The 12,757-nt window shown below is 62.1% G+C and carries 10 protein-coding genes; 6 read left to right on the forward strand and 4 right to left on the reverse strand.

Going from position 1 to position 12,757, the window contains the following annotated elements; translation table 11 throughout:
• Positions 1-900 precede the first annotated feature (900 nt).
• From E8A46_RS01185 to E8A46_RS01195, 3 genes are all read left to right on the forward strand, one after another.
• Positions 901-1,848: a BBP7 family outer membrane beta-barrel protein gene (locus E8A46_RS01185; RefSeq protein WP_291556351.1), complete on the forward strand. Its 948-nt coding sequence runs from the start codon at positions 901-903 to the stop codon at positions 1,846-1,848.
• Between the two features lie 1,170 nt (positions 1,849-3,018).
• Positions 3,019-3,774: a proteasome-type protease gene (locus E8A46_RS01190; protein WP_291556353.1), complete on the forward strand. Its 756-nt coding sequence runs from the start codon at positions 3,019-3,021 to the stop codon at positions 3,772-3,774.
• Between the two features lie 15 nt (positions 3,775-3,789).
• Entirely contained in the window at positions 3,790-4,548 is a 759-nt protein-coding gene (locus E8A46_RS01195) for an SDR family oxidoreductase (protein ID WP_291556355.1), read from the forward strand.
• 170 nt (positions 4,549-4,718) lie between these two features.
• On the opposite strand, the gene E8A46_RS01200 is transcribed toward E8A46_RS01195, so the two are convergent.
• Positions 4,719-5,942, reverse strand: coding sequence for an MFS transporter (locus tag E8A46_RS01200; RefSeq protein WP_291556357.1), 1,224 nt, complete (start codon positions 5,940-5,942; stop codon positions 4,719-4,721).
• Between the two features lie 114 nt (positions 5,943-6,056).
• On the opposite strand from E8A46_RS01200, the gene E8A46_RS01205 reads away from it, so the two are divergent.
• Entirely contained in the window at positions 6,057-7,307 is a 1,251-nt protein-coding gene (locus E8A46_RS01205; RefSeq protein ID WP_291556359.1) for a nucleoside transporter C-terminal domain-containing protein, read from the forward strand.
• 4 nt (positions 7,308-7,311) lie between these two features.
• Here the strand turns inward: E8A46_RS01205 and E8A46_RS01210 are convergent, their stop codons facing one another.
• The 3 genes from E8A46_RS01210 to E8A46_RS01220 form a co-directional block, all read right to left on the reverse strand.
• Positions 7,312-9,222, reverse strand: a complete 1,911-nt coding sequence (locus tag E8A46_RS01210; RefSeq protein ID WP_291556361.1) for an acyltransferase family protein — start codon at positions 9,220-9,222, stop codon at positions 7,312-7,314.
• A 103-nt stretch (positions 9,223-9,325) separates the two neighbouring features.
• Positions 9,326-9,874, reverse strand: a complete 549-nt coding sequence (locus tag E8A46_RS01215; RefSeq protein WP_291556363.1) for a cupin domain-containing protein — start codon at positions 9,872-9,874, stop codon at positions 9,326-9,328.
• A 168-nt stretch (positions 9,875-10,042) separates the two neighbouring features.
• Positions 10,043-10,327, reverse strand: a complete 285-nt coding sequence (locus E8A46_RS01220; protein ID WP_291556365.1) for an usg protein — start codon at positions 10,325-10,327, stop codon at positions 10,043-10,045.
• Positions 10,328-10,708: 381 nt separating this feature from the next.
• Between E8A46_RS01220 and E8A46_RS01225 the strand changes: the two genes are divergently transcribed.
• Positions 10,709-11,026 carry a co-chaperone GroES gene (locus tag E8A46_RS01225; RefSeq protein ID WP_291556367.1) on the forward strand — a complete coding sequence of 106 codons (318 nt, stop codon included), beginning with the start codon at positions 10,709-10,711 and terminating at the stop codon, positions 11,024-11,026.
• Between the two features lie 40 nt (positions 11,027-11,066).
• Complete coding sequence (gene groL, locus E8A46_RS01230; RefSeq protein WP_291556369.1) at positions 11,067-12,713, forward strand: chaperonin GroEL; 1,647 nt, start codon at positions 11,067-11,069, stop codon at positions 12,711-12,713.
• Positions 12,714-12,757 lie beyond the last annotated feature (44 nt).

A 12,757-nucleotide genomic window follows, 5' to 3' on the forward strand; every position in this document is an offset into this window, starting at 1 on the left:
TGCTCTGACTGCGGTCATCGCCAACGACAAAGCGTGTCATCGAATCCTCCGGCCAAATCGCAGGAGAATCATATCATTTGATGGTGTTTTCACACAGCCTGGACCCGAAGGAGACATCGCAAGTCACCTCAATCATCGCGACCGTATGCGCTAGACCCCTGTCTCCCCGTAGTATTACGGTCCTGAGTGAAGTCGTCGGACCGACGTGCGGCAACGTATTTTTTTAACCTGTCGGGTGGACTACTGTAAGGCTGCATCCGCCTGTGACAAACGAAACCGGACAAGTGTCGTCCTGAGAATGTCTCGATAGCGGACGCGGTGGTTGCGTTGCCAACTTCCTGAGATCTTGAGCATCCCGTCGATAGGCCTGGGCGCATCTTCGGTTCAGATCCGAGCCTGTGTTATTCGCGACCGACGACCGAGAGCTTGGCCGGGATTGATTTGGAGCAACTCGTTAGCGGCGCGAATCACTTAGCGACCTTAGGTCGCGACCGTGTTCGACGGACACGTCCCAGGAGGCTGAGGAATTCAGATGGGCCACGACCTTCCGCGGACGCTCTCGATTTCGGTGCAATGGAATCGAACTTTCGCCGTTTACGGTAACGGCGACCCGCCAGGATGGCTTATCGAAGGGCAAACGCTTGGCGAACTCGAACGGCCGGCGACAAACCCATGAGAACTCTTTTTAGATCGTTTCGCAATAGACATCGGTTTGTCGCCAGCTGTTTCCTCTTCACTCTGCTCGCCACGCTATTTCTGCCGATGACTGCCTCGGCCGGAGACCAAGATAATTCATTCGGCAAATCGGGCGAAGGGTTGCACCCAACTCGGAGTCTTCCCGAACGCCAGTTGACCAGCAGCAGCACTCCGCGATGGACTGTCTCAGCCGAGGCTATCGTCTTGGGCCGTTTTGGCGGCGTCAATCAAACGCTCGTTGCACGAGTGCCGGGCGTCGTACCGTTCTACCTTACGTCAACCGCCCCCGGCACCGAAGCTTTCAACAGCAACCAGTTCCAACAAGGGTTTTCCGCCGGACCGAAAATAAGCCTAATTTACCATGGTGATTCCGGCTACGGTGCGGAGTTGTCGTATTTTAACATCTTCAACCAGAGCGCCACCAAAGCCATCGGCCCCGACAGTCCTGCAGACTGGCTGGTGATGAAGGCTCCCGGCTTCTGGCAAACTCAAGATTTCCCGTACCAAGCAATGGAATGGAAATCCACCACGAACCTCTATAATGCCGAGGCCAACGGGCGGTTGGATCTCTCCAGCCAAGTGACCATGCTGGCCGGGTTCCGCTGGCTCCAACTGAATGACAATCTTCAGGGTACATTGCCCCCCGCAGATCTCACCGCACCTACATGGAAGCAGAATTATGGTTTCAATATTTTTCAGATCACACCGGGTGGGCCAGCAGGAAATTACCCCCCCTTCTGGAATACGCGCACGACGAACAACCTTTATGGCGTCCAAATCGGCGTGGATGCAAAAATGCTGGAGCTTGGTCGCTTTTCGCTTCACGGACTGATGAAGACCGGAATATTTGATAACAATGCCCTGCAGTCAACCGGGGTCAGCCTCGAGAAGGTGGTGTACCCATCGCAAGCCACGACGAACCACGTCGCCTTCGTCAGCGAAGCCGGCTTGCAGTTGAAATATCAAGTTAGCAAGGGGCTGGCACTAAAGGTGGGCTACGAAGCGCTATGGCTCGACGGCGTTGCTTTGGCGCCTGGACAGATCCAGCAAACTTCTTCTTCGATGCCGTCGACTGTGCGTGCACTTGGTGTCAATTGCGGGTCAGGTGTGCTCTTTCAAGGAGCTACTGCCGGATTGGAATATTCGTTTTAGAATTGGCTGTGCGGCCAAATGCTCCATCGCATGAGTCCGCTATCGGTACTTTTCGGACCTCGCGCGATGTCCGACATGAGTCCGCAATACGCACCAAAGCGGACGTCCGCCGCTCACGCAGAATTTCCGTGGTTTCTAACCGCTTGCGCTGCATGCTCCGGCTGGCCTGCACCGCCGCGCTTGATTTGCCCGTCGGGCAAATCAGCTGATCATTTTTCCGCGCGACGCCTGGTTTGACGGATCGAAATCTCCGCAAACCGCGTGCGCGTAAACCGGAATTTGCGTAACCGATTCAATCTGATTTGGGCTGTCCAGTCCTTCAACGCAAAAAATTCCGCTTTCATCCGCCCTCGACCGGTGGCTATTTCGGCACTGTTCCGGCCCGCCAGAGGGGCGTATCGCGATCGTCACGGACGTTGGGCACGGAATGCGGTGGACGCGGCAGCGACGCGAGACGAGCGGCGCTGATCCGCCTTCGCTGAAGCTTCGGCGGGACTGGTACCAAGACCGTCGAGTGGCTTTTGTGAGGACGGGCGCGGACGGTGAAGTCGTGTGGTCCTGACGCCCCGACGCTGGCGTCAAGTTCCTGGGAAGCAAGCTTCTCAGGGGCGACGGTGGCAAACAAGCCCGGTCGCCGGGGAGAGCACGAAGCAAACCGTTAAAACCATTGCGCGGGGAATGCCGGGTGTTTCCGGTGTGACCGTGGTGACTAACGCGCGTGTTTACTACCACTACACGCGCGGCTGCGGGCGCATCGGGCGCCCGGCATTCCCTGCGCCCTCTGTCGAGAGGGCGGGAAGTTTTCGGCACAACCCGCGCGAATCGCGCCGCGGGATCGAGAAGGTGTGTTTGCCGTCGTTGCGAGGAGTGCAAGCGACGAAGCAATCCATTCTTTCTTGGTGCGGTACGATGGATTGCTTCGCGGAGCCTGTCATCGGGCGGCGCTTTGCGCCGACCCGTTGGCTCGCAATGACGGCTGCCTGTTGTTTGAAACCCGAATCGAATTGTGATGCTGGCGAAGAATATTCCCTGGTGGCCGTCGCGGTGGAGGGGCCCGATAGCAAGACGCTGGCGGGCCGGGACGACCTCGAACACCGGAATGGGGTTGGACGCCCCCAACGAAATTGGCTAGTAATTTGCGCGCCGTCGATGCGCATCGGGGATACGAAAATGACCTATTGCTGCGGAGTGCTGGTGCGGGACGGGCTGGTCATGATCGCCGACACCCGAACCAATGCCGGGCTCGACAATGTCTCGACCTTTCGCAAGCTGCACATCTTTTCAAAGCCGGGCGAGCGCGTCATGGCGATCGCGAGCGCCGGCAATCTTGCGATCAGCCAGTCGGTGCTGTCGACGCTGACCGAGGGGCTGGAGGATCCGCACAGCGGCGAGATCGAGACGCTGCTGAACGCGCCGACCATGTTCCAGGCGGCGCAACGCATCGGCAAAGCGATCCGCGCCGTGCACGCCACCGAAGGCACCGCGCTGCAGTCCGAGGATATCAATTTCGACGTGTCGTTCCTGTTCGGCGGCCAGATCAAGGGGTCGCGGATGCGGCTGTTCATGGTCTACCCGGCCGGCAATTTCATCGAATGCACCACCGACACCCCTTACCTGCAGATCGGCGAGCACAAATACGGCAAGCCGGTGCTCGACCGCGCCATGCATTACGATGTCGAACTCTATGAAGCGCTCAAGACCAGCCTGATCTCGATGGATTCGACGATGCGCTCCAATCTCGGCGTCGGCCTGCCGATCGACGTATTGGTAGTGCGATCGGACGTCTGCGACGCCGACCTCAATCACCGCATCGAGGCCGGCGAGCCGTATTTTCACGACCTGCGCTCGCGCTGGTCAGCGGCGCTGCGCGCGGCGCATCAGAATATCCCACGACCGCCCTACAAGACCGAAACTCCAAAGACATAACAAGGCAGGAAGCAAATGACCGAAACCAAAAACAAGATCGCGGTGGTGACCGGCGCCGGCACCGGCGTCGGACGCGCGGCATCGCTGGCGCTGATGGGCGCCGGCTTCACCGTCGTGCTCGCCGGGCGGCGCCTGGAGAAGCTGGAAGAGACCCAGAAGCTCGGCGAAAAACTCGGCAAGAGCCTGCCGGTGTCCGCCGACATGGCCGATCCCGGATCGATCGCCGCTCTGTTCGCCAAGGTGATGAACGTCTATGGCCGGCTCGACGTGCTCTTCAACAATGCCGGCATGGGCGCGCCGCCGGTGCCGTTCGAGGATCTCGGCCTGGCGCAATGGCAGGCGGTGGTGAATACCAATCTCACCGCGCCGTTTTTGTGCACGCAGCACGCGTTCCGCATCATGAAGGACCAGACCCCGCGCGGCGGCCGCATCATCAACAACGGCTCGATCTCCGCGCACGCGCCGCGGCCGTTCTCATCGGCCTATACCTCGACCAAACACGCCATCACCGGCCTGACCAAGGCCACCAATCTCGACGGCCGCGGCTACGATATCGCGGTCGGCCAGATCGACATCGGCAATGCCGCCACCCCGATGACCGACCGCATGGTCGACGGCGTGCTGCAGCCCGACGGCCGCAAGATGCCGGAGCCGCGCATGGACGCCAAGGCGGTCGGCGACGCGGTCGCCTATATGGCCAGCCTGCCGCTCGACGCCAACGTGCTGTTCATGACGGTGATGGCAAGCAAGATGCCGTTCGTCGGACGGGGGTAGGCAGCCCCCTCACCGCCGTCATTGCGAGCCAACGGGTCGGCACAAAGCGCCGCCCGATGACAGGCTCCGCGAAGCAATCCATCCATCCGCACGGAAGGTGTGGATTGCTTCGTCGCTGCGCTCCCTTGCGCAAACGCTTCGTGTTTGTCGCAGGCAATTACGCCTGCCCCCTACTCCAGCCGCTCGACGTCGCGCAGCGTCGGAAACAGTTTCATCCACAACAACGCGGTCACGACGGTCGCGACGCCGCCGAGCACCGCTGCCGGCATCGCGCCGAACAATGCGGCGGTGACGCCGCTTTCGAACTGTCCGAGCTGGTTGGACGCGTTGATGAACAGGAAGTTCACGGCGCCGACGCGGCCGCGCATCTCGTTCGGCGTCGAAAGCTGAACCAGCGAGAAGCGGATCACCACGCTGACGGTATCGGCCGCGCCCAATACCGCCAGCGCCACAACCGAGAGCCACATCCACTGCGACAGCGCGAACACCACCGTCGCCACGCCGAAGACGATGACGGCCTGAAACATCCGCATGCCGATGCGGCGGCGGATCGCGCGTCGGGCCAGCACGGCGGTCATCAGCAGCGCGCCGACCGCGGGCGCGGCGCGCAGAATTCCAAGTCCCATGGGACCGGCCTGCAGGATATCGCGCGCATAGATCGGCAGCAGCGCGGTGACACCGCCGAACAGCACCGCGAACAGGTCCAGCGAGATCGTGCCGAGGATGGCGGAATTGCCGCGGATGAACCGGACGCCAGCGAAGATATCGCCTGGCGTTGCCGTCTCCCTGAGAGCGACGGGTTGGGCGACAAGGATCGCGCCGGTAAACAACATGCCCAGCAGCCAGAACACCACCATGATGCCATAGGGCAGACCGGGCGACACGGCATAAGCCAGGCCCCCGAGCGCGGGGCCAGTGATGGTCGCGACCTGGGCAGCGCCGCTCGACAGCGCGGTCGCCCGCTGCAGCGAGCCTTGCGGCGCGATCAGCGGCAGCAGCGCGGCGGTGGCCGGACTTTCGAACGCGCCGGCTGTCCCCAAGAGCGCGGTGGCGATGAATATCTCGGTCACGGTCAGCCAACCCGCATAGGCGCCCCAGGCGAGAAACAGCGCCGTCAGCGCTTCGGCGAGCTGGCAGAGCTGCACGACGCGCTTGCGCTGGTAACGATCGGCGGCGTGTCCGGCGACGAACACCAAAAGCGCAGTGGGCAGAAACTGCACCAGCCCCACCATGCCGAGCATGAAGGCGCTGCCGGTGAGATCATAGACCTGCCAGCCGATCGCGACGCCGGCGATCTGGCTCGAGAAGCGCGAAAGGCTCCGCGACAGCAGGAAGAAAACAAACGCGCCTTGCTTGAGGAGCGTGCCGCCGGGCGCCGGCATCGTGGAGGACATGGTGGATCGGTGGCCGACCGTCGCGGTGTTGTCAATGGCCGCAATGACGGCAGCGCATGGCATTGCGCTTTGATCTGCGCCACTGCCATAATCGCCCTCGGCTTCGGGGGAATCATGCTTCAACTGCAATCGGCGTTCGGCGTAGTTGCGTTGCTGGCGATCGCCTGGGCGTTTGGCGAAAACCGCGGCGCGGTCTCGTTGCGGCAGGCGGCCATCGGCCTCGCCGTCACTTTGCTCACCGCCGTGGCTCTCATCAAACTGCCTTTCGTGGCGCATGCGTTCGGCGCCATCAACGACGCGGTCGGCGCGATCTCGTCCGCCTCGCGCGCCGGCACGTCGTTCGTGTTCGGCTATCTCGGCGGCGGCGCGCTGCCGTTCGACCTGAAGGCGCCGGGCGCGGATTTCATCCTGGCGTTCCAGGCGCTGCCCGTGGTGCTGGTCATGAGCGTGCTCACCACGCTGTTGTTCTATTGGCGGGTGCTGCCGCCGGTGGTGCGCGGCATGGCCTGGCTTCTGGAGCGCACGCTCGGGGTCGGCGGCGCGGTGGGCCTGTCCACCGCCGCCAACATCTTTCTCGGCATGGTGGAAGCGCCGCTGTTCATCCGGCCCTATCTCGCGCAGCTGACGCGCAGCGAACTGTTCCTGGTCATGACCGGCGGCATGGCGGGGATCGCCGGCACCGTGCTGGTGCTCTACGCCACGCTGCTGGCGCCGCTGATATCGGATTCGGCGGCGCATTTTGTCATTGCCTCGGTGCTCGGGGCGCCGGCGGCGATTCTCGTCAGTCTGATCATGGTGCCGGAGATCAGCGACGTCAGAACCGGCGGCGCATTGAATGATCCGGAGCTGCACGCCTCCTCCACCATGGACGCGATCGTCAAGGGCACGGCGGCCGGCCTTGAACTCCTGCTCAACATCGTCGCGATGCTGATCGTGCTGGTGGCGCTGGTTTATCTCGCCAATGCGCTGCTCGGGCTGTTGCCCAATGCCGGCGGCGCCGGGATCACCCTGCAGCGGATGCTCGGTTACGCGATGGCGCCGGTGTGCTGGCTGATGGGCCTGCCATGGCCGCAGGCCATCACGGCGGGCGGCCTGATGGGCACCAAGACCGTGCTCAACGAACTCATTGCCTATGTCGATCTGTCGAAACTCGGCGCCGACGCGCTCGATCCCCGCTCGCGGCTGATCATGCTCTATGCGATGTGCGGCTTTGCCAATTTCGGCAGTCTCGGCATCATGATCGGCGGTCTCGGCACCATGGCGCCGCAGCGCCGCGACGAGATCCATTCGCTCGGATTGAAATCGATCGTCTCGGGCACGCTGACGACCTGCCTGATGGGCGCGATCGTCGGGGTGCTGACGTGACGCGTCACTTCCCTGCCCCCAGCATCGGCGCCACCTTGCCCATCACGTAAGACGATCCCTCCGCGGTGAGATGGGCATGATCCCAGGAAAGCGGAATGCCGCCGTCGACCGTCAGCGGACATTGCCGCGAGGGACAGACGGCATCGACCACCGATATGTAGGCGAATTTCGCCTGCGCCGGCAGCGCGGCTTTCATCGTCTGATCGAGTGTAAAGATTTCCGGCAGCACGAAGTCGTCGGGCCGCGCCTCGATAGAACGCAGATGCGCACGCATCAGCATCGATGGCAGCCGCGCCCTGAATTGCACGGCCGGACCGAGCAATACCACGGCGATGCCACGTTCATTGAGCTTGGAAATCGTTTGCCTGAGATCGGCGATCATGCCGTCGATGCGCGGCGGGCGGGCGTATTCCAGCCAGTCCGCGGACATGATGACGAGGTCGGGCCTGCGGTCCCGAAAGAAGGCCTCCATCTGCGCGGCAAAACTACGGCAGGACGCATTGCCTTGTGCTGCCGCGTTAAGCGTCGGCATGCAGGCCGCCTGTGTCGCCTGCAGAATGTTCACGGCTTGCGGATTGGTTGTCTTGGTCAGCCCGTAGAAATAATGCGCGGCCAGGCTGTCACCCCACAGCAGCCAATTGGTCTTGCCGGCTGCCAGCGCGAGACAGGAATCGCCGAACACACCGCTCACCGGCGCAAAGCAGTCTCCGAAGCGATACAGCGGCTGGTGATTATAAGCATTGTAGGACTCAAGCTGCAGCGCGGCGCGGTCGGCTTCCGACGGGGTCCGGCTCAGCGCGATTCCAAGGGCGCTACCCGCGAGCAGAACCACACTCGCAAGGCCCGCGGCCTGAAACGCGGCGCGCCGCGTCGGCGCCAGGGCTTTCGATCGGAATGGCTGTTCGATGAACCGCCACGACAAATACGAGATTGCAACCGTCAGCGCGAACAGCGCGACCTTGTCGGTGGCATCCAACACCAGGCTATTCTTCGAAAATCGCGCGAAGGTGAACAGCGGCCAGTGCCAGAGATACAGCGAATATGAAATCTGTCCGAAAAATCTGGCGACATTGAGCGGCGAAGCGGCATTGCGCTTCAGCGTGGGCACGCCGATGCCGCTCCAGATGAACACCGCCGCGCCGACACAAGGCGCCAGTGCATTGAAGCCGGGAAAGCCCGGCCCCTGGCGCAACGAAAAGATCGGGATCGCGATCAGCACCAGCGCGACGCCGCGGGCTATCTGTTGCGCCAGCGCGTGACGCAGCACCGGAAAGCCCGGGGTTGCGACGAGGCCGCCGATCAGGAATTCCCACGCCCGCGGCGGGCTCATGAAGAAGGCGTTGGCGGAACGGTCCGAATTCATCAGCCAGATGCTCAGCGCGAAAGATGCCAGCGTCAGCGCGCCGAGCGCTGCAGACAGCGCGAGACGGCGGCCGGCGACGCGCGCCAACCCCCACAGCATCAGCGGCAGCGCCAGGTAAAACTGCTCCTCGACCGCAAGCGACCAGGTATGCAGCAAAGGCTTCTCCACCGCGGCGTGGTCGAAATAGCCGGTCTGGAACCAGAAGAAGAAGTTCGAGGTGAAGGTCACGACCGCCGCGACCGAGCGGAAAAACTCGGCGCGTTCGGAGGTCAGGAGATAATGGAAGGACGGGATCGCCGTCAGCGCCACCATGGCGTACAGCGCCGGCAGCAGCCGGCGCACCCGGCGCTCGTAGAACCGCGCAAAGGAAAACGTGCCGCCTTGCAGCTCGGACTGGATGATCCCGGTGATCAGATAGCCCGAGATCACAAAGAAGATGTCGACGCCGACAAAACCGCCGAACACCGCCGGCGCCTCGAAATGGAACGCGACCACCGCCAGCACGGCGATGGCGCGCAGCCAGTCGATGTCTTCACGGTAGTCGCGCCTCACGATCGCTATGCCGCCCAAGCCTGATTGAGACAAGCCCGAATCAGACAAGCCTGATGGAGGGAAGTCCGGCTGCGCGTTGAGCACATCTCGAGGCGCGGATGCATCATGCCCCGAGTTCGACCGTCTTGAATTCCGCCGGCAGGATCACCTCGAGCATTTCGACGTCGTCGGAATAGTCCATGATCAGGTGCTTGATGCGCGGCGGCTGGGTCCAGCTCGAGCCTTCCTTCATCAGCGTCTCGCCCTGCCCCTCCATGTAGGTTTTGACCCAACCTTTGAGGACATAGACCATCTGAAAGTCGACGTCGTGGAAATGCAGCTTTGAAACTTCGGCCGGATCGCACGGCCCGATCAGCCGGATCACATGCGCGCGCGCCAGGCCCTGGCTTGCCTCGGCGATGCCGAGATCGCGGTATTTCGCGTAAGTGCGCAAACCGTCGGCTTTGAAATCCTCGTCGCGATGATGGCTGATGGCGATGCGCTGCTTCGGACGGGCGCGCTTGACCGGCGCCGGCGTGCGCGCCTTGGCCTTGAGTTTCTTGCGGGCGGTGGATTTCGCGGCGGTCTTTCCGGCAGCACTCTTGCGCGCGGGCGATTTCTTCTGCGCAGGCTTGCGGGCCGCGGCCCGCGATTTGTGCTTCTGCTTGGCCATTGACGTCCTCCCCTTTCCGTTCGATGAGGAAAGGTTAGCACATATCGCCGTTTGTAGGGTGGGCAAAGGCGCACTCGCGCCGTGCCCACCGCATGCACCATCGGTGGAGATGGTGGGCACGCTTACGCTTTGCCCCACCCTACAAGCTATCCTGCGTCTATCTCTGTCTCAGTGCAGCCGGAACACGCCATCGACGGCGCGCAGCTCGGCGGGCTTGATCAGCTTGGAATGGGCGACGGTGACGGCGTAAAGCGGGCCTTCGAGCTTTTGCTGCCAGAAGCTGAGAAAATCCTTCAGCACGGGGAAGTTCGGAAACAGATCGTAGTTCTGCCAGACATATGTCTGCAACAGCGAGGGATGATCGGGCATCCGGTAAAGAATCTCCGCCGTCGTCAGCCCATAACCCAGCACCTGTTTCCGGAAGTCTTCGGAAACCCCAACCCGCGAGACCATGCCAACCTCCATTGCTGGAGCGCATTTTCCAAAGTGGCCGCCGACCGGGAGCCACCCGGTGGAGATGCGCTCACATGAGAGAAATGTGACGCACGATACCAACCCATCACAAGCCTAAATGTTTAACGATCTGTTGAAAAAGGGTGCGTTAGCAGCAGCTTACCGCACGTGCTAATACTGGGTTTCCCGCTCTGTTCCGGCTGGTTAACGATGACGGAGAAAATTGGCAGGCGTCATATTTGAGTGCCAGTTTTTCTGCTAAAGGCTCTTGTTCCCCACACAAGTCTGGCTTATGTCCACTTCGCCTAGGCTGGCACTCGCTGGCTGGGACTGCTAATTTTCAGAAACTCGACAACATCTTCAAAAGCTTAGGAGGACTGCATGAAATTCCGTCCGCTTCACGACCGCGTCGTGGTCAAGCGCATCGACGCCGAAGAGAAGACCTCAGGCGGCATCATCATTCCGGATAGTGCCAAGGAAAAGCCCTCGCAGGGCGAAATCACCGCCGTCGGTCCGGGCGGCCGCGACGAAGCCGGCAAGCTGATCCCGATCGACCTCAAGGTCGGCGACCGCGTGCTGTTCGGCAAGTGGTCGGGCACCGAGGTCAAGCTCGACGGCCAGGAGCTGCTGATCATGAAGGAGAGCGACATCATGGGCGTTCTCACCGACCTCCCCGCCGCCAAGAAGAAGGCCGCTTAAGCGCCTTTTCCCGCAATCCAGATTTCAAGGAAGCAACAATATGTCAGCTAAAGAAGTCAAATTCGGCGTCGATGCCCGCGACCGCATGCTGCGCGGCGTCGACATTCTCGCCAACGCCGTCAAGGTGACGCTCGGCCCCAAGGGCCGCAACGTCGTGCTCGACAAGTCGTTCGGCGCTCCCCGCATCACCAAGGACGGCGTCACCGTCGCCAAGGAAATCGAACTTGAGGACAAGTTCGAGAACATGGGCGCCCAGATGGTGCGCGAAGTCGCTTCGAAGTCGGCCGACGCGGCCGGCGACGGCACCACCACCGCGACCGTTCTGGCGGCAGCGATCGTCCGTGAAGGCGCCAAGTCGGTCGCCGCCGGCATGAACCCGATGGATCTGAAGCGCGGTATCGACATGGCGGTGGAAGCCGTCGTCGCCGACCTCGTCAAGAACTCCAAGAAGGTCACCTCGAACGAGGAAATCGCCCAGGTCGGCACCATCTCCGCCAACGGCGATGCCGAAATCGGCAAGTTCCTCTCCGACGCCATGAAGAAGGTCGGCAATGAGGGCGTCATCACGGTTGAGGAAGCCAAGTCGCTCGAAACCGAACTCGATGTCGTCGAAGGCATGCAGTTCGACCGCGGCTACATCTCGCCCTACTTCGTCACCAACGCCGACAAGATGCGCGTCGAATTCGACGACGCCTACATCCTGATCAACGAGAAGAAGCTCTCCAACCTCAACGAGCTGCTGCCGCTGCTCGAGGCCGTGGTGCAGACCGGCAAGCCGCTGGTCATCGTCGCGGAAGACGTCGAAGGCGAGGCTCTCGCTACCCTCGTCGTCAACCGTCTGCGCGGTGGTCTGAAGGTCGCCGCCGTCAAGGCGCCGGGCTTCGGCGATCGCCGCAAGGCCATGCTGCAGGACATCGCGGTTCTGACCGGCGGCCAGGCGATCTCGGAAGATCTCGGCATCAAGATGGAGAACGTCACGCTCGCCATGCTCGGTCGCGCCAAGAAGGTGATGATCGACAAGGAGAACACCACCATCGTCAACGGCGCCGGCAAGAAGGCCGACATCGAAGCCCGCGTTACGCAGATCAAGGCGCAGATCGAGGAAACCACCTCGGACTACGACCGTGAGAAGCTGCAGGAGCGTCTGGCCAAGCTCGCGGGCGGCGTCGCGGTGATCCGCGTCGGCGGCGCGACCGAGGTCGAGGTCAAGGAGCGCAAGGATCGCGTTGACGACGCGATGCATGCGACCCGTGCGGCCGTGGAAGAAGGCATCGTACCGGGCGGCGGCGTCGCGCTGCTGCGCGCCTCCGAGCAACTCAAGGGTCTGCGCACCAAGAACGACGACCAGAAGACCGGCGTCGAGATCGTGCGCAAGGCACTTTCCTGGCCGGCCCGCCAGATCGCGATCAACGCAGGCGAGGACGGCTCCGTCATCGTCGGCAAGATCCTCGAGAACAAGGCCTATGCTTACGGCTTCGACTCGCAGACCGGCGAATACGGCGATCTCGTCAAGAAGGGCATCATCGACCCGACCAAGGTGGTCCGTGCGGCGATCCAGAACGCGGCTTCGGTCGCGGCTCTGCTGATCACCACCGAAGCCATGGTGGCCGAACTGCCGAAGAAGAACGCCGGCGGCGGCGGTGGCGGCATGCCTCCGGGCGGCGGCATGGGCGGCATGGATTTCTGATCCATCCGTTCAGGCGGTTATCCAAGAATGCAAAACCCCGGCAG

Origin of the sequence: Bradyrhizobium sp. (genome assembly GCF_004799445.1) — a bacterium.
In the GTDB taxonomy this organism is placed as follows: domain Bacteria; phylum Pseudomonadota; class Alphaproteobacteria; order Rhizobiales; family Xanthobacteraceae; genus Bradyrhizobium.